This window comes from Yimella sp. RIT 621 (assembly GCF_004146205.1).
Taxonomy (GTDB): Bacteria; Actinomycetota; Actinomycetes; order Actinomycetales; family Dermatophilaceae; genus Yimella; species Yimella lutea.
In genome coordinates this window covers 24394-45649 of record NZ_SEIP01000017.1, presented here as the reverse complement: position 1 = coordinate 45649, position 21256 = coordinate 24394, and the positions used below count along the sequence as shown (strand labels likewise).

Below are 21256 nucleotides of genomic sequence, written 5' to 3'. Positions count from 1 at the left end.
CGACCGGCCTCTCCCCCCGCGTCGGTGCACGACCGGGTCACGATCGAGAATGGACACCATGTCGCAGGACCCGCGATCCAGACCCCTTCCCGTCCCGCGCCCGGGCGATGCCCCGCACCCGCACGGGCCGGCCACGCCCACCTCCGGCGCAGGGAACCCGACAGGCAGCGCCCCCGGCCCTTTTCCGGCGCCGCCGGTGCTCGGTCCTGCTATTGGTCCAGGTGATGGTCCGCAGGCACCCGCGCCACGTCGTCCCAGGCGGGCCGGTCTGTTGATCGCGAGCGCCGCGCTGCTTGCTCTGTTGTGCGGCGGCGTCGGCGGGTATGTCGGCAGTGAACTTGCCGGTCGACAGGATTCATCATCCGCAGACGTAGCCGCCGGCAATGTCGAAGCCATCGCGAACAAGGCTCTGCCGAGCGTCGTCACAATCAGGATCAGCAGTTCGTCGGGGGTGCCGCGGGGCAGCGGATCCGGCTTCGTGCTGCGCTCGGACGGTTACATCGTCACCAACAACCACGTCGCGTCCGCGGGTGGTGACGGTGCCGGCCTCAAGGTCCTGTTCTCCGACCAGTCGGAAGCGGACGCGCGGATCGTCGGGGTCTCCCCGACGTACGACCTCGCGGTCCTGAAAGTGGAGCGCAAGGATCTTCCGGCGCTGGAACTCGGCGAGTCCGACGACCTGAAGGTCGGTCAGTCGGTGATCGCGGTGGGTGCTCCGCTCGGCCTCACCGGGTCGGTCACCACCGGCATCGTGAGTGCGCTGAATCGGCCCGTGGTCACCGGCGACGACGATTCGTCCGGAGGTGCCAGCAGTGAGTCCAACTCCCGTTCCTACATGAACGCGATCCAGACCGACGCGGCGATCAATCAGGGAAACTCCGGTGGCCCGCTGTTGGATCTGCGGGGAAAGGTCATCGGCGTGAACTCCGCGATCTACTCCTCGCGCAGCGGAGGAAGCATCGGTCTGGGTTTCGCGATCCCGGCGGACCAGGTGCGGCGCACGTCCGACCAACTCATTCGTACGGGCAAGGCCGAGTACCCGGTCATCGGTCTCGACTTCGACCCCGGCTATTCCGGCGACGGTGTGAAGGTCTCGAAGATCAACCCCGACGGGCCGGCTGCGAAGGCCGGTGTCAAGGAGGGCGATGTGATCACCTCGATCGACGGTGTGGCCACCAAGGACCCAAAGACCTTCCTGGTGACGTTGCGTTCCAAGGAGATCGGCGACACCATCACGGTGGGATTCAAGACCGGCGAGGAGCAGAAGTCGGTGACGATGCGCACGGGAGCCGGCAGCTGAATCGCCACCCGGCGCCTGCGGTGCGCCGGACGTCGTAGGCTGTGCTTCGGCCTGTGCACGAGGGAAGGAGAGAACACCAGTGTTCGGTATCGACACCTGGGAGTTCGTCCTTCTCGTCTGCCTGGCCGCTTTTCTGATCGGCCCCGAGCGACTACCCGAATACGTGGCGAAGTTGCGCGGCTGGGTTAAGCAGGCACGCGAGTATGCCGAAGGCGCGAAGTCGCAGCTCAAGGACGAGATCGGCCCCGAGTACGCCGACATCAACTGGCGGCAGTACGACCCGCGTCAGTACGACCCTCGCAAGATCGTCCGGCAGGCGCTGTTCGACGAGGACGACGATGCTGGCGAGGTTCCCGGTGAGCACGACCCGGTGATGGACGACATGGGGTCCACCTGGGAACCCACGCGCTATGACCCCGACCGACCCACGCCGTACGACGTCGACGCGACCTGAGTGCCGAGCGTCAGCGGACGCTCGGGGTGAGGCCCAACGAACGTCCGGCCAGCCCGCGCGCACGCGTCCCGAGGCCCTTGGCGATCGCGCGCAGCGCGACTGCGGCGGGGGAGCCAGGACGGGAGAGGACGACCGGGGCGCCGGTGTCGGCACCCTCACGCAACGCGGTGTCGAGCGGGATCTGACCGAGCAGTTCGACGGACGCGCCGACCGAGCGCGACAGTGAGTCTGCGACGGCCCGGCCACCGCCGGATCCGAAGATCTCCTGGCGGGTGCCGTCGGGCAGTTCGAGCCAGGACATGTTCTCGATGACACCGGCGATGCGCTGCTTGGTCTGCAGCGCGATGGAACCGGCGCGCTCGGCGACCTCGGCGGCTGCCTGCTGCGGGGTGGTCACAACCAGGATCTCCGCGGTCGGGATCAGCTGCGCGACGGAGATGGCGATGTCACCGGTGCCGGGCGGAAGGTCCAGCAGCAGCACGTCCAGGTCGCCCCAGAACACGTCGCCGAGGAACTGCTGCAACGCCCGGTGCAACATGGGGCCGCGCCAGACGACCGGCTGGTTGCCGGGGACGAACATCCCGATCGAGATGACCTTCACGTCGTTGGCGATCGGCGGCAGGATCATGTCGTCGACCTGCGTCGGCTTCTGGTCGACGCCCAGCATGCGCGGCACCGAGAAGCCGTAGATGTCGGCGTCGACCACGCCGACCCGAAGGCCGTTCTGGGCCATCGCAGCAGCGAGGTTGGTGGTGACCGACGACTTGCCGACACCACCCTTTCCGGACGCGACCGCATACACCCGGGTGAGTGAACCGGGCTTGGCGAACAGGATCTCCTTCTCCGCAACTCCGCCGCGCAGCGACGCCTTGAGGTTTGCGCGCTGCTCGTCGTTCATCACGCCGAGACGCACCTCGACGCCGGTGACGCCCTCGACCCGCTGCACGGCAGCGGTGGTGTCGGAGGTGAGCTTGCTCTTCAGCGGGCAGCCGGAGATCGTCAGCAGGATCGTGACGCTGACGTGGCCGGAGTCGGAGATGTCGACGCTCTCCACCATGCCGAGGTCGGTGATGGGCTTTCGGATCTCGGGGTCCTCGACGGTCGCGAGTGCAGCGCGGACGGCATCGAGTGTGGGGGCGACAGACATGCTCTCCATGGTAGGCGCCTGAGCGCGATCACCCCAATGCGGCCGTGCCTGACTCACTCCGCTGCGGTTTGTCCTTCTTCTTGCGCGGCTTCTGCTCGGACTCCGTGGGCTGGCCGAGAATCCCGCGCTCCTCCATCTCCTCCAGCAGGTTGCGCAGCTCGCTTCGGACGAAGTCGCGAGTTGCGGTGTCGCGCAACGCAAGTCGCAGCGATGCGACTTCGCGGGTGAGGAACTCCGTGTCGGCTAGGTTGCGCTCATCGCGTCCACGGTCCTGTTCCAGAGCGACGCGGTCACGGTCGTCCTGTCGGTTCTGCGCGAGCAGGATCAGCGGAGCGGCGTACGACGCCTGCAACGACAGGATCAGCGTCAGCAGGGTGTAGTTCAATGCACGCGGGTCGAACTGCGCCGCCTCCGGCATGAAGGTGTTCCAGGCCAGCCAGAGGGCGACGAACACCGTCATGTAGAGCAGGAACGCCGGCGTTCCCATGAACCGCGCAAACCGCTCGGACAGCACCCCGAACCGTTCGGCATCGACGCCGGGCCGTGGCAAGAACCGTCGCCGCAGTTCGCGCGGCTGGTCCAGGCGTGAACTCGACGTCTCGCGCCGCACGGTCTGCTTGCGGTCGATCTTCTTGTCCGGGCGCTCGGCACGTTCGCTCATCGCAGACCACCTCCCGAACGGTTGACGGAGGAAGCGCTGCGGACGTCGTGCCGACCTTCGCGCCAGTCGTCCGGGAGGATGTGGTCGAGCACGTCGTCGACGCTGACCGCGCCCAACAGGTACCCGTTCTCATCGACCACGGGCAACACGACAAGGTCGTAGGTGGCCAGCGTGCGCGTCACTTCCTCGAGGTTGGCATCCACCGGGATCGCCTCGACCGTCTGGTCGACCGCCATCCCGACGGACGTGTTCGGCGGTTCCCGCAACAGTCGCTGGGCGTGCACCAGGCCGATAAAGCGTCCGGTCGGTGTCTCAAGCGGTGGGCGGCAGACGAAGACTGCTGAGGCGAGCGTCGGCGCCAGTTCCTCGCGGCGGATCATCGCCAACGCCTCGGCGATCGTGGCGTCCGGGCCCAGGATCACCGGCTCGGACGTCATCATGCCGCCGGCGGTGTTCTCCTCGTAGGTCATCAACCGGCGCAGCGGGGCGGCGTCGTCCGGGGCCATCAACTGCAGCAGGTGTTCGGCCTGCTCCGGCGGTAGGTCGGCGAGCAGGTCGGCCGCGTCGTCCGGTTCCATGGCCTCCAGGACGTCGGCGGCCCGTCCTCGTTCGAGGCCGCCGATGATCTCGATCTGATCCTCCTCGGGCAGCTCTTCAAGGATGTCGGCCAGTCGGCTGTCGTCGAGCGCAGCAGCGACCTCGGCCCGGCGCTTGGGGTTGAGGTCGTGGATGACCTCGGCGAGATCGGCCACGCGCAGGTCCTCGTAGGTCTCCAGCAGGCGCTCGGCACTCTGCGCCCCGGACTGACGGCGCAGGCCCTGCACCTGATCGAGGTCGACCAGCGAGGTCGTGCCGGGACGCCGGCGGATCAACCGGGACACGGCCCGGCTGGTGGACGACTGCGCCTGGCCGCTCTGCCGGACGAACACCTTGGTCAGGATCCAGTCGCGGCGCGCATTGCGCGCGATCGCGATGTCCTCGACGACCGCCTCGAAGCTGCCGTCCGGGTCATTCACGGTGACCCGGCGCTCGAACATCTCCGCGAGCACGAGCGTCTCGGTGGCGCGCTGCTCGAACCGGCGCATGTTGACCAGACCCGTGCTGATCAGGGCTGCGGGGTCGATGCTGGTCACGCGGGTCATCGGCAGGAACACGCGCTTCTTGCCCGGCACCTCGATGACCAGGCCGATGGCGCGGGGATTGCGACCGGTGAAACTCACCACGACGTCGCGAACCAGGCCGACGCGGTCGCCCAGGGGGTCGAGCACGGTCAGCCCGGCGATTCTCGACACGAAGATCCGGGTGCTCACAACAGGTCAGCCTATGTCCCCGAAGGAGATTCAGTGTCTGCGGCGTAGCCGTCCGAAGTGTCGTGGCCGCCAACGGTCGGTCGTGGCGGGCGTCTGCTCCGGCGGACGGGCACCGGAAGGCTCGGTCGCGCCGGGTTGCGGGACCGGGGCGTCGACATCGACGTCGATCGCCCAGACCGCACAGGAGGCCTTCCACCGGTCCAGCACCTGTTGACCCGGAGCGCCTTGGCGCGCGCCCATCAGAGCGGTGATCGCGGGCTCCCAGGCCGGCACGCCCGGACGCAGCCGGAACGCGCTCGCAGGCACCGGGCCGACCCGGGCGCGGGTGTCCTTGGTACGCAGGATGACCTCGATCTGCGCAGGCAGCACGGGCAGTTGCTGCTCGTCGGGGCCGCTCACGACGTACAACCGACTGCCGTCGACGGCGTGCCACACCGGCCACGGTCGACCCTCTACGACCAGCCAGCTGATTGCCGACCGGGGGAGCACCGCACCAACCTCGCTCATGGGCGCAGACTACTGACTCGCAGCCGAACCCGTCTTCGCGTCGTCGCGTAATTGCCGGCGCAGGATCTTGCCCGTGGTGGTCTTGGGCAGTTCGTCCATCAGATCGACGTGTCGCGGGTACTTGTAGGCGGCCATGCGTTCCTTGCAGAACTGCACCAGTTCCTCGGGGGTGGTCGACGAGCCGTCATTGAGCGACACGTACGCCTTCACCGACTCACCGCGGTACTCGTCGGGCACGCCGACGACCGCGACCTCCCGGACGTCCGGGTGGGTGTAGAGGACGTCCTCGACCTCGCGCGGCCAGACCTTGTAGCCGGACGCGTTGATCATGTCCTTCTTGCGATCGACGATGTAGAACCAGCCGTCCGTGTCCATGAATCCGACGTCACCGGTGCGCAGTTCGCCGCCCGGCAGGGACTCCGCGGTCGCCTCCGGCTTGTTCCAGTAGCCCGGGATGACCTGTGGACCACTGCTGCAGATCTCGCCGACCTCACCCGGCGCAAGCTCCTCGCCGTTCTCGCCGACAATGCGAACAACGGTGTCGTACACCGGGACTCCCACTGACAGTGCACCTGAATCCTCATCGACCGGAGCCCTTGATCCAGCCGGCACGCAGTGCGTCGGCGAGTTCGTCTCGGTCAGACCGTAGGCGTTGTGGATGTAGTGACCGGACAGCTTCTCGAACCGGTCGGTCACCGCCGGCGCGATCGGTGCGCCACCGGAGTAGATCAGCCGGAATGAGGAGAAGTCGTCCTTGCTGACGCCGGGTGTCGAGGACAGCGCGATGAAGACCGTGATGGATCCGATGGTGAACGTCGGGCGGTGTTCACGCAAGGCGTCGAGCACGACGTTCGGCTCGAAGCGGTAGGCCAGCACCAGTGGACAACGAGCCGCGATCGCCGCCCCCACGTGCCCGACGAGCCCGGTGATGTGGAACAGCGGTGCGATGCCGAGCACGCGATCCTCGCTGGTGAGCTTCATCCACCGCAGATAGGTGGAGGAGTTGAACGCCATGTTGGCGTGGGTGTTCATCGCACCCTTCGGTACACCGGTGGTGCCGGAGGTGTACGTCAGCACCGCGATGTCGTCCGGGGAAGGAGTGCGCGTCCTCGGCTCGCGCCCGGCGTACTCCTCGATGATTCGCGACAGCGCGGTCGTGCCCTCGGGGGCGTCGCCCCGGCGGACGTCGGCGAACAGGCGCTCGTCGTCGCGGCTCTGTTCATCGAGCGGGTTGACGCTGACCACGGTGCGGACGGACGTCTGCCCACTTTCGACCACGCCCGCGACGACCTGGTCGTACAGCTCGTCGTGGCACAGCACCGCCACGGCACCGGAGTCACCCAGCAGGTAGGTGAGTTCGCGAGCCTTGCTCATCGGGTTGATCGCGACGCCGCAGCCACCGGCCTTCCACGCGGCGACCAACCCGATGAGGAAAGCGGGATGATTCTGCAGGTAGAGAGCAAGCCGGTCACCCTCGGCAAAACCGCTCTCCTGCAGGAAGACTGCGAGCGTGTCGGATCGCTCGTCGATCTCCTTCCAGGACAATGCGCGGTCGAACCACAGGACGGCGGTGTCGTCCGGTGCGGCTTCCACGGCTTCACGCCACAGCGACAACATGTCAGGTCGGTCGGCGGTGATGCTGTGCGGCTGACCGTCCTCGTACCGCGCCAGCCAGGGGTGCTCGGCGTTGCTCATTCTGCGTCAGGTCCTCTCGTGCTCGCTGTTACTTGATCGCGAGCGGGTTGACCGGCGAACCGGTGGCGCGGTGCACCTTCAGGGGAGCGGCGGCGTACAGGAAGGTGTACTGCTTGTCCTGCGCGCTGGACTCCGCGAGCGTCTCCAGGTCGCAGATCTCGGTGAGCGTGACGCCGAGGTTGCGCATGAGCGCGTTGTGCAGCACGAGGGCGACGCCGTTGTTCGGGTCGTAGGTGACCTCGTTGGCGATCGTGTCGGTGACCAGGTTGGGGATCTCCATGTCCTGGAACCACTCGACGAGTTCGGGGCTGTAGACCAGGCCGGGCTCGTTGAAGCCCTCGTAGAACTTCTCACCCTCGTCGAAGAAGCGCTGGATGAAGTTGGTGCGGATCACGATGATGTCGTGCTTCTCGATCGTCGTGCCCTGGGCCTCGGCGCACTTGACGAGGTCTTCGTGGGTGAAGGTCTCACCCTTGTCCATCGCGTCCTTGCCGACGAACCGCGCCATGTCGAGCAGGATGCCGCGTCCGACGACACCGCGCTGCGCGATCGGCTCGACGCTGGCCTTGTCCATGCCGCCGACAGTGGTGCGGGCGTCGTAGCCGTTCCACAGCTTGCCGCCGTACCAGACGTGGCCGAGGGCGTCGTACTGCGTGGAGCCCTGCAGGAAGGCGTTGATCTTGTCGTCGGCGTAGTGCAGGCCGCCGGGGAACTGGGGTGCGTCGTCGCTGTCCCAGGTGGCCTCGTCCAGCAGCATCGTGCGCTCCGCAGGGGCGCGGCCTGGCCACACCGGGTCGCCCTTCGGGTCGTTGATCAAGCGCTGGAGGGTGTGCACCTCGCCCTTGGTGACCGACTTGATGCCACGCAACACCTCTTGATCGGTGAGGTAGTTCAGCGAACCGACCTCGTCGTCCGGGCCCCATTTGCCCCAGTTCGAGGGGGAGTCCTTGAGCAGTTCGTCGAGGCTGATGGCGTCTGACATGTGGCACCTCCGCAGTGAGAAGCGGGCCGAACGCCCGCTCGGTCGTATTTGACGTGTGTGGTCAGCGTCACAAGCCGACGACCGGATGTCAACAGGGATCCAGCCAGATTCTCACCAGGTAGACGGTCGTCCAATAACTCTTTCGCGGATCATCATGTTCATCTAGCCTGAACACATGTCGACGATCACCACGGGCGTGCGCGTGGGGCGATCGGTGCGCGCGCACCGGCAGCGACAGGGAATCTCGTTGCGCGACCTCGCCGCTCGGCTCGAGGTCAGCCCGGCGACACTCAGCGGTATCGAGAACGGCAACACCGCGCTCTCGGTGGACCGACTGTTCCACATCGCCGACGAACTCGACGTGTCCGCGCCGCGGCTGCTCGAGCCCGGCGATGTGGGCGACCTCCCGCGTCCGCCGGCGACAGCCCAGGGTCTTGCTTCGTGGCCCGACCTGCCGGACAGCGGCGCCGGTGACTGGCGCGCATTCCACGATCTCCCGCTCGACCCGGCACTGACCGGTGCGCTGATCGCGTTCTGCGAGAAGGGTTTTCACGGAGCGTCGATCCGCGACATCGCCGACTGTGCGGGGCTCAGCGTGGCCGGCCTCTATCACTATCACCGGTCCAAGCAGTCCATGTTGCCTGCGTTGCTCGACCTCACGATGGCCGACCTCTTCTGGCGCCTGGAGGCCGCCCGCGACGGGGACCCGGATGCCGACGAGCGACTGCATCGTACGGTCGAATGCCTCGCGCTCTACCATGCACGGCGTCCCCGCTTGGCTTTCCTCGGTGCGAGCGAGATGCGCAGTCTCGCGCCGTCCGACCGCAGCCGGATCACCCGGTACCGCAAGGACGTGCAGAGGATGCTGGATGACGACATCCGCGCCGCTCTGCGCGAGGACCCTGATGCCGACCGCCTCGTGGTGACACTCGGCAACTCGATCTCCACCATGTGCACCTCGATCGCACAGTGGATCCACCACGACGGTTCGATCAGCCCCGAACTGATCGCCGTCGACTATGCCGACGCCGCAGTCGCCATGGTCACCCAGAGACGTCAACCCGCAACCCGATCCCGAAAGGCCACACGATGAGCACCCTTCCCACGCCACAGTCCCCGGAGAGCGTCTTCACCTACGGTGCGCCGCAGCTGAAGTTCGGTCCCGGCGCGGCCGACGAGATCGGCTACGACCTCAGCCTGACCGGAGCCAAGCGCGTCCTGGTCGTGACCGACCCGGGCGTCGCCGAAGCCGGGGTCGCGCAGCGCGTCGCCGACCAGATGGGTCAGTTCGGCATCGAGGCCATCGTCTGGGACGGCACACATGTCGAGCCCACCGACGACTCGCTGCGTGAGGCCGTCGACTACGGCCGGTCGAACGGCCCATGGGACGCGTTCGTCGCCGTCGGGGGCGGCAGCAGCATCGACACCGCCAAGGCGATCAACCTGATGACGTCCAACGAGGGCGAACTGATGGACTACATCAACGCGCCCGTCGGTGGTGGCAAGGCGCCCCAGAACCCGCTCAAGCCGCTGGTCGCCGTCCCCACCACGACCGGTACGGGTTCGGAGAGCACGACCATCTGTGTGCTCGACGTGCTCTCGCTCAAGGTGAAGACCGGGATCAGTCACGCCCGGCTGCGTCCGACGATGGCCGTCATCGATCCGATGGTCACGCTCACCCAGCCGGCCGGGGTGACCGCCGCCGCCGGGATGGACATCCTGTGCCACGCCCTCGAGTCGTACACCGCGCGTCCGTACACCTCCTACGAGCACAAGCAACCGCACGAGCGGGTGCCCTACTGCGGGTCGAACCCAATCGCCGACATGTGGTCGGAGAAGGCACTGGCGCTGCTGGCCGGGTCCTTCCGCACGGCGGTCCACGACGGAGACAACCTGGAGGCACGTGCGGACATGGCGCTCGCCGCCACCTTCGCCGGCATGGGCTTCGGGAATGCCGGAGTGCACATCCCGCACGCGAACGCCTATCCGATCGCCGGCCGGGTCAAGGACTTCCACCCGAAGGACTACCCCTCTCACGAGCCGATGGTGCCGCACGGAATGTCGGTGTCGCTCACGGCTCCTGAGGCCTTCCGGTTCACATTCGATGCCGACCCCGAGCGGCACCTGAAAGCTGCCCGGCTGCTCGCGGCCGGTGCTGACAAGAACTACGACTCCGTCCCTGACGCCGAACTGCTACCGACCGTCCTCATCGACCTCATGCGTGACATCGACATCCCGAACGGGTGTGGCGCGGTCGGCTACGACAGCAGCGACATCTCCGACCTGGTAGAGGGGACGATGAAGCAGCAGCGTCTGCTCACCACCTCGCCCAAGCCGGTGACCGAGGAAGACATCGCAGGCATTTTCGAGCGGAGTCTGAACCTCTGGTGAGCTGGTGACGACCCGACCGCAGCCGCCCGCCGAATTCTCGGCGGGCGGCTGTCGTCCGGGGAAGGAATGTGTCGAAGGTCTCGTTGTTTCAAATTGGAAGTTTTCGATATCGAAATGTACGATAGAGAACATCAAGGCCACCGACGAGACCCAGGAGAGGAGGCCGGTGATGCTCGGTCAGATGCCGTTCACGCGCCACCAGCTGGCGATCGTCAAGGCTGCAGACGCATACCGCACGGAGAAGTCGCGTTCCAGCGCCCTGCGCGGATTGTTCAGCCGCTGATTCTTCGGGAAGCCGCTGCCAGCACAGCAGCCTCCTCGCACATGACTAAGGTCCTCAACCGAATTCGGTTGAGGACCTTCGTCGCGGGGCCGATCAGCCGCGCTGCACCCGGGCGATCCACTCCTCGACGTCGGAGCTGCTGCGTGGCATGTGATCGGACAGGGTGCGGTGCCCGTCCTGCGTCACCAGGACGTCGTCCTCGATTCGGACGCCGATGCCACGGAACTCCTGCGGCACGAGTTGGTCGTCCGCCTTGAAGTACAACCCCGGCTCGACGGTCAGGATCATGCCCGGCTTGAGTTCGGCGTCCATGTAATCCTCCTTGCGGGCCAGCGCGCAGTCATGGACGTCGATACCTAGGTGGTGGCTCGTGCCATGCACCATCCACCGACGGTGGTACTGGCCCTCTTCGGTGTCGAGCGTCTTCTCGACATCGACTCCCTCAGGCAACAGGCCCCACTCGAACAGGTGCTCGGCGATGACCCGGATCGCGGCCGCGTGCACATCGCTGAACTTGTTGCCCGGCTTCACCGCGGCGATGCCGGCCTCCTGGGCGGCGTGCACCGCGTCGTAGATCTTGCGCTGCACCTCGGAGAACGTGCCGTTGATCGGCAACGTCCGTGTGATGTCGGCGGTGTAGAGCGAGTCGACCTCGACGCCGGCGTCGAGCAGCAGCAGGTCGCCGTCCTTCACCTCGCCGGTGTTCTTGATCCAGTGCAGCGTGTTCGCGTGGTCACCGGAGGCGCAGATGGAGTCGTATCCGACGCCGTTGCCCTCGTGGCGGGCGACCAGTCCGAAGACGCCCTCCACCCAGCGCTCGCCGTGTCCGCTCTCCAACGCCTTCGGCAGATCGGCGATGACCGCCTCGAAACCACGCTCGGTGGCGTCCACCGCGTCCTGCATCTGCTCGATCTCCCAGTCGTCCTTGATCAGACGCATGGTGGAAAGAACGCGGGCCAGCTCGTCGTCGAGCGTCGTCTCCTGCTGCTCGACACCCGCTTCGCTGCGCACTTTGTCGACCAACGCGGTGATGTCGCGGTCGGCGTCGCGCACCACGGCGAGTTGGACGGCGCCGGCATCCTTGGCCAGCGCGTCGGGCAGCTCGTCGATGTGCCGAGCGGTCACACCCAGCTCGGCCTCGATGTCTTCCAACGTCGGGCGGGCGCCGACCCAGAACTCGCCGTAGCGCGAGTCGCCGAAGAACTCCTCGGTGTCGCGCCCGGCCAGCGGACGGAAGTACAGCACGGCCTCGTGGCCGGATTCGGTCGGCTCCAGCACCAGCACCGCATCGGGTTCGCGATCACTGCCCAGGCCGGTCAGGTGGGCGAACGCCGAGTGCGGCCGGAACTGATAATCGCAGTCGTTGCTGCGGACCTTCAGGCCGCCGGCAGGCACGACCAGTCGTCGACCGGCGAAATCGGCGCTGGCCGACGCGCGCCGGTCGGCCGCGAAATCGGCCACCCGTGCGCGGGCGGGCGCGCTGGTGTCCCGTTCGGCCCAACCGGACGCAACGAACTGGCGGAATGCCTTGGTGTACGGACGGCTTCGGTGCTCGGGTTTCTTCTGCTCTTCACTCACCCGACCATCGTCGCACGGCCACGGATCAGCTCGTCCAGGTCCAGGAGCCGAGGATCGCGTTCATCGCGCTGTCACCCGCAGCCTTCTCGCTCGTGGCGTTGGTCATCGTCGAGATGTAGACCGTGTTGCCCTTCTGGGTGAAGTACTGCGTCTGCGACATGTCCTTGCCGCTCACCGTGCGCTTGACGACGTAGCCCTTGGCATCGCCGCCGGCGATCTTTCGGTCGGCCACCGGGGTCACGGTGGCGTTCTGCTGACGCATCTGCGTGGCGCCGGCGTTGACGTAGGCATCGAGGTTCTGCCCCGGGGCCCCCGGGGTGCTGACGACGTTGAAGTTGCTGAAGACGCCACCGGTCGGCTTGTCGGCCTTGATCGCGAGGACGATCTGGGCGTTCGGCACGGTCGCCTTGGCCCAACCGGCCGGCTTGGTGACGTGGAACTCGTTCTTGCTGTCGGCCTCGGCGCCCGCCGGCAGCCCGCCGCCTGCGCTGCTCGATGCCGAGCTGGTCGGGCTCTCGCTGGGCGAGGAGGACTGCGGGCTGGAGCTCGAGGAGGTGCTGCTGGACGTCGAGGAGGAGGGCGACTCGGTCGACGTCGAACTCGTCGCAGAGGACGTGGTCGAGGAACTCGTCGAAGAATTGGTCGAGGAGTTGACCGTGACCGGCGCATCGGACGCACACGAAGTCAGCAGGACGGCAGTGGCAGCAGTGGCGAGGCAGGCAGTTAGGCGCATGCGGTAAGGCTAGACCGTGGTGCGGTCCTGCCGGGCGTCCAGGCTAGTGCGGGATACCTCTGAGCGCGCGAAATGTTCAGCATTCTCCGGATGCCACAGCAGTGCCGCTGCCGCCACCCCCACGAGAGCCACCGCCAGTGCGAGCACGGTCGCCACCGGCGACGGATAGCCGCGTGTCAGCAGACTCCAGGTGTGCAGCAGCGCGAACAGCGCGAGCACGGTCGCCGCGATGCGCGACCACCGACGTCCCCGTCGGTTCAGCCAGGCCATGATCAGCCAGACGACTGCTGCGACGCAGGCGGACACAGCCAGCACGGTGACCATCGTGCTCGTCGCCTCGTCCACCTCGATCGCCGTGAGCCGCTCCCGGGGGTGGGTGCGGCCACGTTCCTCGAGTCCGGCTCGAATATCGTCGCGCAGCGTCGATGCCACCAGGGCGCTGAGCGCGGAGAGGGTGGCACCGACCCACATGAGCAGCACGGCGCGCCGCAGCGGCCGGGGTGCGTCGTTCATCAGTTCCTCTTCGAGTCGAGCGTCATCCACGTGGGCAGCGAGCGGTCATCGCGCCACGACGTCTGACTTCGCACCGACAGTAGTCGTTCCTCCGCCCGGTGGATCGGCCTCAATGATTCCCTGCCCAGCCTGTCCGATTGTGCCTGCGGCGTAGCCTGCTGGGGTGCGCATCGACCTCCATACCCACTCCATCGAGTCCGACGGAACCCAGACTCCCGCCGACGTCATCCGGTCGGCGCAGGAAGCCGGTCTCGACGTCGTGGCGTTGACTGATCACGACACGACCTCCGGCTGGGAGTCAGCCCGGAGCGTCGCGCAGGACGTGGGGATCGGCTTCGTCCCCGGCATCGAGATCTCCTGCGAGATCGATCACCTGAGTCTGCATCTGCTCGGTTACCTCGTCGACCCGCAGCACAGCGGGCTGTTGGGCGAAATGGAGAAGGCGCGGATCTCCCGCGAGGGGCGCGCCATGGCGATGGTCGACCTGCTCGAACCCGACACCGGCCTCACCTGGCAACACGTGCAGGCGCAGGTCGCGCAGGGCGCCACGATCGGACGTCCGCACATCGCGGACGCGCTTGTGCAGATCGGTGCCGTGGCCGACCGGGCGGACGCCTTCGACCGGTTTCTGTTCTCCGGCAGCAAGTACCACGTCGGCCATTACGCGGTCGATCCGGTACGCGGGGTCGAACTGGTGCTGGCGGCGGGCGGGGTGCCGGTGCTCGCCCACCCGTTCGCCCACGTCACCGGACGGGTGGTCGCCGACGCCACGGTGGAGGCGATGATCGAAGCCGGGCTCGCAGGGATAGAGGTGGATCACCGTGACCAAGGGCCGGCGCAGCGGGCCCACGCGCTGGAGTACGCGACCCGTCATGGGCTGATCCGTACCGGCAGCAGTGACTATCACGGGGCCGGCAAGCCCAACCGTCTGGGTGAGAACACCACGGACCGCGCCGAGTTCGAGCGGTTGCTGGCTCTGGCGAGCGGACCGGCCGAGGCGTTCGTGCCATGAGTCGGTGGGTCCGTTCGGCGCCATCGGTTCAGTACCCGGAGTAGGTCTAGGACCTTCCGGGGCGACCCCCGCAGCGTTGCAGCCGCCCGGGTCGACCGCCTGAGCGGCTCGGGAAACACCGATAGCCAGCATCCCCCCTGCATGCTGGCTACCGCGTGGTGGTCCTTCGAGGCCGATGGAACATCGGACCCTTCCTCGAATCTCCGCCATGAACATCGTGCCGGGTTTCGTCAAGCGTCGCCATGAGACTTCGGCGTAGGTTCGCCGGCAAGGGTCCTAGGACCGTTTGCGCGGTTCGGGAGGGGACGTCGCGAGCAGGTCGGCCATTGCGAAAACGATCGCCGAGCGCTGGCCGACACCCAGCTTGCCGAGCACGCTGCCGACATGTGTCTTGACTGTCTTGAGGGAAATGCCGAGTTCCTGTGCGATCTGCGCGTTCGTCAGCCGCTCGGTGGCGATCATCGTCGCGATCTGGTGCTCGCGCGGAGTCAGATCGACCCGCACCGGTTGCTGATCGTCGTCCGCGCCGGCGGTCAACGGTTGGGTGAGCATCCATTCGGCCATGTCGACCTGGGTCTGCTCGAGCGTCATGCGTACGGCCGCGATGTCACGGAGCAACTTGTCGTCGCCGATTTCCTCGACGGCCCGAGCGATCTCGCCGGTCCGACGGTAGGCCGCCTCGAGTTGGTCGGTGATCTGGACGAAGCGTTCTCGTGGATCGCCCGACATCGCGCTGTTGAGTTCGGGATGCAAGGAGTACAGCGCCTCGGGTGCGGCTCCGACGTGGCGGTCGCGAGCCTGCGCAAGCATCAGTGCCTCCCCGAGCCAGAGCGCCGCGTGAACGACCTCGTCGTCGTACACGTCCGGCGTCAGGCTCTGGATCGACATCAGTCCGGCGATGTCACCGGTGTCAGGGTCCTTCAGCGGCACGATCACCGCGTCGGCGGAGATCTCGTCCGGGTCGCCGAACGGGATCGTCCGACTCAGCAGCGCACCGTCATCGGAGCGGAAGACGTACGGCCGCCCGCTGCTGCGGATCCAGTGGGACAGACCGCCCTTGCCGAACTTGGTCACGTCCGGCTGCAGGTGCCGGTCGTGGTCGTAGATGTACGGGATCACGACCGTGTCTTCACCGTGGAAGAAGCCCAGGTAGAAACTGTCGATCGGCGCGATGTTGTGCAGCGTCATTCTGCAGATCGAGTAACGGCGCCGGTTCGAGCCCGGTTCGGAGGTGCGCAGCCGGTGATCGGCGAGCCGCAGATGGCTCACGACCCGATCGGAGAACGGCCGCTGCATGCTCACGACGAAGTGCTGCCCGACGCGTCACCGTTTCCGCCGGCGTTCCCGCTGCGGGTCCGGCGACGGCGACGCGGCCGTGTAGCACCTTCGCCACTCGCAGACCCGCTGTCGTCCTTCGACCGCTTCGGTGCGGTCTCGGACGCACCGTCGCGTCCACCGTCGCGTCCACTGCCGCGTCCACCGGAGCGTCGCTCTCCGTCGCGGCCGCCACGTCCGTTGCCGCCGCTGCGGCCACGGCCGGCACCGGAGGCACGGCCGGACCCGCGAGCACGGTTGCCGGCCGATGCACCGACCTCGCCGAGGTCCTCGAGTTCCTCCGCATCGAGGCCGGCACGGGTACGCGCCGAGCGCGGCAGCTTCCCGGTGACCGAGGGGTCGATGTCGAGGTCGGTGAACAGGTTGTCGGAGGAGGAGTAGGTCTCCACCGGCTCCGGGATGCCGAGGTCGAGGGCCTTGTTGATCATCGTCCAGCGGTGCAGGTCGTCCCAGTCGACGAACGTGACTGCGGTGCCGGTCTGGCCCGCGCGTCCGGTGCGTCCGATGCGGTGGACGTAGGTCTTCTCGTCCTCGGGGCACTGGTAGTTGACGACATGGGTGACGTTGTCGACGTCGATTCCTCGCGCTGCGACATCGGTCGCGACCAGCGTGTCGATCTTGCCGGAGCGGAACGCACGCAGCGCCTGCTCACGAGCACCCTGGCCGAGGTCACCGTGGATCGCGGCCGCGGCGAACCCGCGCTCGGCGAGATCGTCCGACACCTTGGCGGCGGTGCGCTTGGTGCGGGTGAAGATGATGGTGAGGCCGCGGCCCTTGGCCTGCAGGATACGGGCCAGCATCTCGACCTTGTCCATCGCGTGGGCGCGATAGACGAACTGGGTCGTCGCCTTGACCGTGTGGGCGTTGCCGCCGTCCTCGGTCATCGCGCGGATGTGGGTCGGCTGGGTCATGTATCGGCGCGCGAGTGCGACGACGGCGCCGGGCATGGTGGCCGAGAACAGCATCGTCTGGCGTGAGGCCGGAGTCATAGCCAGGATCTTCTCGACGTCCGGCAGGAAGCCCAGGTCGAGCATCTCGTCGGCCTCGTCGAGGACGGTCACCTTCACATTGCGCAGGTCGAGGTCACCGCGCTGACTGAGGTCGATCAGACGGCCGGGCGTGCCGACGACGACCTCGGTGCCGCGCTTCAGAGCGGCGATCTGCGGTTCGTACGCGCGTCCGCCGTAGACCGCCTCGACGCGCACCGAACGGCGCGTGGACGCGGTCTTGAGGTCGTTCGTGACCTGGACGGCCAACTCGCGGGTCGGCACGACGACCAGGGCCTGCGGTGCACCCGGCACGGTGAGGGTGTCGAATCCGTCCTCGTCCGGGCCGGTGACCCGATGCAGCAGCGGCACGCCGAAGCCGAGGGTCTTGCCGGTGCCGGTCTTGGCCTGGCCGATGATGTCGTGGCCGCCCAGTGCGACCGGCAGGGTCATCGACTGGATCGGGAACGGAGCCAGGATGCCGGCGTCGGCCAGCGAGGCGACGATGCCGGGACGGACGTCGAAGTCGGCGAACGTCTGCTCGACGACAGGTGCCGGCGCAGCGTCGGAGGCATCGAGGGTGACGATGTCGGCCTCGGCGATCGTGGGCTCGGCGTCGGGCTCAGTGGTGGTTTCAGTGGTGGGTTCGGTGTTGATGTCGGTCATGGGTGTGGTCGATTCCTTCGATCGGGCGTCTACGCCGTGCGGACGCGGGTGCGGCACAGGCGTGACTTGAGGGGAGCCGATCGGGAGTCTTCGCGGGCGGCCTCGGGGCCGCCGATGGTTCGATGCGTGTCATGTGTGCCGACCGGGCACCGTTGTTGACAAGGCAATCGTAGCCGCAGGTGGATAGCATCACGGCCATGGCCGATGACCTGACCCCTTCCGAAACCGTCGAACGCCCCGCGAGGAGCGCGCAGGACCTCGACGACCCGACCTTCCGCGCCGGCGTCGTTTCGCTGCTGGGCATGCTCGCGTACGGCGAACTCGTCAGCTTCTTCACCGTGGTCGCCGACGCCGATCGCGCACCCTCGACCGTGAAGAAGGTGCGGCTGACCGAGGTCGCCATCCGCGAGTTCGAGCACCACAAGCTGCTCGCCGCCCGCCTGGAGGAGTTGGGTGCCAAGCCGCATGAGGCGATGGCGCGGTTCCGCCCGGCGCTGGACGAATGGCACCGCCGCTGCCAGCCCACCGACTGGTATGAGGGCCTGATGAAGGTTTACGCCGGTTCGTCGATCGCGTCGGACTTCTACGCCGAGTGCGGGCGTTTCGTCGATCCGCAGACCCGCGCCCTCGTCGAGCAGGTGCTGGACGACGCCGATCACTACGCTTACGCCAAGCAGGAACTCGAAGCAGCGATCGTCCGCGACCCGAAGCTGGCCGCACGGATGGCCTTGTGGGGCAGGCGAATCGTGGGGGAGGCACTGTCGCAGGCGCAGCGCGCGGCCGCCGACAATGACGAACTCACCGCACTGCTCGTCGACGACGGTTCAGGGCGCGGTCTCGACCTCGCCGAGGTGATGCACCTGTTCACCCGCATCACCGAGGCCCACACCGAGCGGATGGCAGCTCTGGGGCTGTCTGCCTGAACCGAACGGAAACGAACGAGCCCGCCACCCCGAACGGATGGCGGGCTCGCTCGTTTTACGCGAGGTGTTGCTCAGACGCGGCTGTTGCGCGAGGTGATCGCGGTGTAGCCGAAGACCAAAGCCGCACCGATGATGACGCTGATGAAGAACTGGATCCAATCGAAGCCCTTGGTGTCACCGACGCCGAGCTGACGGGCCAGGAAGCCACCGATGAGGGCGCCGAGAATACCGAGAACGATGGTGATGGCGATGCTGATGTTCTGCTTACCGGGCACCACCAGACGGGCGAGTGCGCCGATGACGATACCGGCGATGATCCAGGAAATGATGCTCGAGAGCATTGATACTCCTTGGGGTGAATCTGGCCTTCAGGGGCCGTTTCCCGAACACCGGGGTTGTGGTTCGGGTCCTGCTGTGTTGCAAGCAGATTCGGCACCCATTTGGCGCTTCCTCCACCTACCTGTCCACGAAGCTACTCCGCAGACGCCGGCAGTGGTGGGATGAGGTCAACCCCAAGTTGGTAACGAAACGGACACGACCCCCGCCCTTCGGGTGGGATCGTGTCCGTTCGCACGTAGTGGTCGAGCAGTGCTGCCCGTGGCTCAGCTGCCGAAGCCGACGCGGCGCTCCTGCTCCGAGCCGATGTCGACATAACCGAGCGCCTCGGCCGGCACCACGACGGTGTGGCCCTTCTCGTCGGTGAGCGTGATCGCGGTGCCCGCGCTCAGCGCGTTGGTGATCAGCTCGCGTACCTGGTCGGCGGAGTCGGTGGACTCGATGACGATCTCGCGCGCGATGTTGCGCACTCCGATGCGGATTTCCATGGCTCTCCTGAAGTCTGTTCGGACCGGTTCTGCTCCGAGCCTATGTCGGCTCTCGGCGAGAGGTCAGTCCTGGTCGGCGGTCTTGGGGAACCCGGCGATGCCGCGCCAGCCGAGAACCGTGACGAGACGCTCGGCCTCCTGTCGCGGCATGCGGGGTTCCTGCGACACCCAGAACCGCGCGACGACCTGCGCCATTCCTACCAGGGCCACGCCCAGCACCATCGCCTGCTCGGGCGGCAGGCCGGTGTCCTCGGCGATGACCTCGGACACTGCGGTCGCACTGAGCGTGCCCATCCGCTCGACCCGGGCGGCGACGACCGGCTCGTTGATCAGGTCGGACTCGAACACCATCCGGAAGGCGGCGTCCTTGCGCTCGACGAACTGGAAGAACGCGCTGATCGCCGCAGCCACCCGGTCGCTGTTGTCCTCGGTGGAGGTGAGGGCGGCATTCACCAGCTCGGGCACCTCACGCGTGTGGTGCTCCAGGAGGGCGAGGTAGAGGTCGAGCTTGCCCGGAAAGTGCTGGTAGAGCACCGGTTTGCTGACATTGGCGCGCTCGGCGATCTCGTCCATCGCCGCGCCGTGGTAGCCCGCCTCGACGAAGACCGACTGGGCGGCCTCCATGAGCTGGGCCCGCCGAGCCGAACGAGGCAGCCGACCACCGCGCGCAGTCGTGTCAGACGAGTCGCCCACGATCATTACCTCCAAGTTCTACTCGCCGGTCAGTTCGTCATCTTATGCACAGATCTAGGCTGGACGGCATGGATGGTGAAGCATCGGAACAGGGCAGATCACAGGTGGTGAATCCGGTCGGCGTTCTCGATGACGACCAGGTGCGCCGATACGCGCGCCATCTGTCCCTGCCGTCCGTCGGCCCGGCCGGTCAGCGCCGTCTGCTGGACGCCCGAGTGCTCGTCATCGGAGCAGGTGGTCTGGGCGCGCCGGTGCTGCAGTACCTCGCGGCTGCCGGCGTCGGAACGATCACCGTGGTCGACGACGACGAGGTCGATCTCAGCAACCTGCAGCGTCAGGTGATCCATCGCACCGGCGATGTGGGGGCGGCGAAGGTCGACTCGGCCGCACGAGCCGTCGGCGAGTTGAACCCGGACGTCCGGATCGTCGCCGTCCGTGAGCGACTCGACGCCGCCAATGTCGTCGATCTGTGCAGCGATCACGACGTGGTCGTCGACGCGACCGACAACTTCGGCACCCGCTTCCTTCTCAACGATGCCTGTGTGCTGCTCGGTCTGCCGCTGGTGTGGGCGGCGATCAACCAGTTCGACGGCCAGCTCACGGTGTGGTCTGCGGGGGAGGGGCCGTGTCTACGGTGCCTGTTCCCGGTGATGCCCGACCCGGCGGCTGCCCCTTCGTGTGCTGCGGCCGGTGTGCTCGGAGTTCTGCCGGGTCTGCTCGGAGCAGCCCAGGCGTCCGAGGCACTCAAGCTCGTGCTCGGTCTGGGCGCCCCGCTGGTGGGTCGGATCGCGGTGTTCGACGCGCTCGCGTTCGAGTGGTCGCAGATCCCTGTCGCCGCCGACCCGTCATGCCTGGTCTGCGGCCCGGACGCGGTGCCGATCGACATCCGTGACGAGGATCCCGCGTCGTCGACCGACCGGGTCGAGGTCGTGCCCATGGTCGATGCGGTCGAAGCCGGGCGGCTGCTCGCCTCGGGCGCGGTGCGGCTGGTCGACGTGCGTTCGGCGCAGGAGTGGGCGCAGGCGTCCGTTGCCGGTTCGCAGTGGTTGCCACTGGACGACATCCGGCAGGGCGCCGCCCCCGAGGCCGATGGGCTGCCACTGGTCGTGATGTGCCGCTCCGGCGTCCGGTCCGCCGAAGCAACACGTCTGCTGCTGGAGCGCGGCATCGACGCGCGCTCCCTCGACGGCGGGATCCTGGCCTGGGCCGCCGCCGTCGATCCGGCCCTCGACCCCGCCTGAGCGCGTCCTGGGGCGGGCCCCG

The 21256-nt window shown here is 67.2% G+C and carries 21 protein-coding genes; 7 read left to right on the top strand and 14 right to left on the bottom strand.

Going from position 1 to position 21256, the window contains the following annotated elements; translation table 11 throughout:
• Positions 1 to 271: 271 nt before the first annotated feature.
• On the top strand, positions 272 to 1300 hold the full coding sequence (locus EU513_RS14220; RefSeq protein WP_168990295.1) for a S1C family serine protease: 1029 nt from the start codon (positions 272 to 274) through the stop codon (positions 1298 to 1300).
• Positions 1301 to 1379: 79 nt separating this feature from the next.
• Complete coding sequence (locus tag EU513_RS14215) at positions 1380 to 1754, top strand: preprotein translocase subunit TatA (protein WP_129627087.1); 375 nt, start codon at positions 1380 to 1382, stop codon at positions 1752 to 1754.
• Positions 1755 to 1764: 10 nt separating this feature from the next.
• Here EU513_RS14215 and EU513_RS14210 read toward each other — a convergent pair whose 3' ends face one another.
• From EU513_RS14210 to EU513_RS14185, 6 genes are read right to left on the bottom strand one after another with little or no spacing between them, the layout of a single operon-like run.
• Complete coding sequence (locus tag EU513_RS14210; protein WP_129627083.1) at positions 1765 to 2901, bottom strand: Mrp/NBP35 family ATP-binding protein; 1137 nt, start codon at positions 2899 to 2901, stop codon at positions 1765 to 1767.
• 28 nt (positions 2902 to 2929) lie between these two features.
• Positions 2930 to 3562, bottom strand: coding sequence for a DUF1003 domain-containing protein (locus EU513_RS14205; RefSeq protein ID WP_129627080.1), 633 nt, complete (start codon positions 3560 to 3562; stop codon positions 2930 to 2932).
• Entirely contained in the window at positions 3559 to 4872 is a 1314-nt protein-coding gene (locus EU513_RS14200) for a magnesium transporter MgtE N-terminal domain-containing protein (protein ID WP_129627077.1), read from the bottom strand. Before EU513_RS14200 ends, EU513_RS14205 begins: the two co-directional genes overlap by 4 nt.
• 30 nt (positions 4873 to 4902) lie before the next feature.
• Positions 4903 to 5379 carry a hypothetical protein gene (locus EU513_RS14195; protein WP_129627074.1) on the bottom strand — a complete coding sequence of 159 codons (477 nt, stop codon included), beginning with the start codon at positions 5377 to 5379 and terminating at the stop codon, positions 4903 to 4905.
• Between the two features lie 9 nt (positions 5380 to 5388).
• Entirely contained in the window at positions 5389 to 7074 is a 1686-nt protein-coding gene (locus tag EU513_RS14190) for a long-chain fatty acid--CoA ligase (protein WP_129627071.1), read from the bottom strand.
• A 28-nt stretch (positions 7075 to 7102) separates the two neighbouring features.
• Positions 7103 to 8056, bottom strand: coding sequence for a cyclase family protein (locus EU513_RS14185; protein WP_129627068.1), 954 nt, complete (start codon positions 8054 to 8056; stop codon positions 7103 to 7105).
• A gap of 175 nt (positions 8057 to 8231) precedes the next feature.
• Here EU513_RS14185 and EU513_RS14180 point away from each other — a divergent pair, with 175 nt between their 5' ends.
• Together EU513_RS14180 and EU513_RS14175 are read left to right on the top strand one after the other, a co-directional pair.
• Positions 8232 to 9149, top strand: coding sequence for a TetR family transcriptional regulator (locus EU513_RS14180; protein ID WP_129627065.1), 918 nt, complete (start codon positions 8232 to 8234; stop codon positions 9147 to 9149).
• Positions 9146 to 10447 (top strand): hydroxyacid-oxoacid transhydrogenase, encoded by a 1302-nt coding sequence (locus EU513_RS14175; RefSeq protein ID WP_129627062.1) that lies wholly within the window; start codon positions 9146 to 9148, stop codon positions 10445 to 10447. Before EU513_RS14180 ends, EU513_RS14175 begins: the two co-directional genes overlap by 4 nt.
• A 376-nt stretch (positions 10448 to 10823) precedes the next feature.
• On the opposite strand, the gene EU513_RS14170 is transcribed toward EU513_RS14175, so the two are convergent.
• From EU513_RS14170 to EU513_RS14160, 3 genes are read right to left on the bottom strand one after another with little or no spacing between them, the layout of a single operon-like run.
• Complete coding sequence (locus tag EU513_RS14170; protein WP_129627059.1) at positions 10824 to 12308, bottom strand: aminopeptidase P family protein; 1485 nt, start codon at positions 12306 to 12308, stop codon at positions 10824 to 10826.
• Between the two features lie 25 nt (positions 12309 to 12333).
• Positions 12334 to 13041, bottom strand: coding sequence for a hypothetical protein (locus EU513_RS14165; RefSeq protein WP_129627055.1), 708 nt, complete (start codon positions 13039 to 13041; stop codon positions 12334 to 12336).
• 9 nt (positions 13042 to 13050) lie between these two features.
• Positions 13051 to 13554, bottom strand: coding sequence for a hypothetical protein (locus EU513_RS14160; RefSeq protein ID WP_129627052.1), 504 nt, complete (start codon positions 13552 to 13554; stop codon positions 13051 to 13053).
• Positions 13555 to 13717: 163 nt separating this feature from the next.
• Between EU513_RS14160 and EU513_RS14155 the strand changes: the two genes are divergently transcribed.
• Positions 13718 to 14566, top strand: coding sequence for a PHP domain-containing protein (locus EU513_RS14155; protein ID WP_129627049.1), 849 nt, complete (start codon positions 13718 to 13720; stop codon positions 14564 to 14566).
• A gap of 276 nt (positions 14567 to 14842) precedes the next feature.
• Here EU513_RS14155 and EU513_RS14150 read toward each other — a convergent pair whose 3' ends face one another.
• Positions 14843 to 15862 (bottom strand): LuxR C-terminal-related transcriptional regulator, encoded by a 1020-nt coding sequence (locus tag EU513_RS14150; protein ID WP_240796072.1) that lies wholly within the window; start codon positions 15860 to 15862, stop codon positions 14843 to 14845.
• A gap of 2 nt (positions 15863 to 15864) precedes the next feature.
• Positions 15865 to 17553 carry a DEAD/DEAH box helicase gene (locus EU513_RS14145; RefSeq protein WP_129627043.1) on the bottom strand — a complete coding sequence of 563 codons (1689 nt, stop codon included), beginning with the start codon at positions 17551 to 17553 and terminating at the stop codon, positions 15865 to 15867.
• Between the two features lie 197 nt (positions 17554 to 17750).
• Between EU513_RS14145 and EU513_RS14140 the strand changes: the two genes are divergently transcribed.
• Entirely contained in the window at positions 17751 to 18476 is a 726-nt protein-coding gene (locus EU513_RS14140; protein ID WP_129627040.1) for a ferritin-like fold-containing protein, read from the top strand.
• 71 nt (positions 18477 to 18547) lie between these two features.
• Here the strand turns inward: EU513_RS14140 and EU513_RS14135 are convergent, their stop codons facing one another.
• The 3 genes from EU513_RS14135 to EU513_RS14125 all read right to left on the bottom strand — a co-directional run bounded on the left by EU513_RS14135 (position 18548) and on the right by EU513_RS14125 (position 19999).
• Positions 18548 to 18817, bottom strand: coding sequence for a GlsB/YeaQ/YmgE family stress response membrane protein (locus tag EU513_RS14135; protein WP_129627036.1), 270 nt, complete (start codon positions 18815 to 18817; stop codon positions 18548 to 18550).
• A 261-nt stretch (positions 18818 to 19078) separates the two neighbouring features.
• On the bottom strand, positions 19079 to 19300 hold the full coding sequence (locus tag EU513_RS14130) for a DUF3107 domain-containing protein (protein ID WP_129627033.1): 222 nt from the start codon (positions 19298 to 19300) through the stop codon (positions 19079 to 19081).
• A gap of 63 nt (positions 19301 to 19363) precedes the next feature.
• The gene (locus EU513_RS14125) at positions 19364 to 19999 is read right to left on the bottom strand and encodes a TetR/AcrR family transcriptional regulator (protein WP_370447364.1); all 636 of its coding nucleotides are present in this window, start codon (positions 19997 to 19999) and stop codon (positions 19364 to 19366) included.
• A 62-nt stretch (positions 20000 to 20061) separates the two neighbouring features.
• Between EU513_RS14125 and moeB the strand changes: the two genes are divergently transcribed.
• Positions 20062 to 21234: a molybdopterin-synthase adenylyltransferase MoeB gene (moeB, locus tag EU513_RS14120; RefSeq protein ID WP_129627030.1), complete on the top strand. Its 1173-nt coding sequence runs from the start codon at positions 20062 to 20064 to the stop codon at positions 21232 to 21234.
• Positions 21235 to 21256 lie beyond the last annotated feature (22 nt).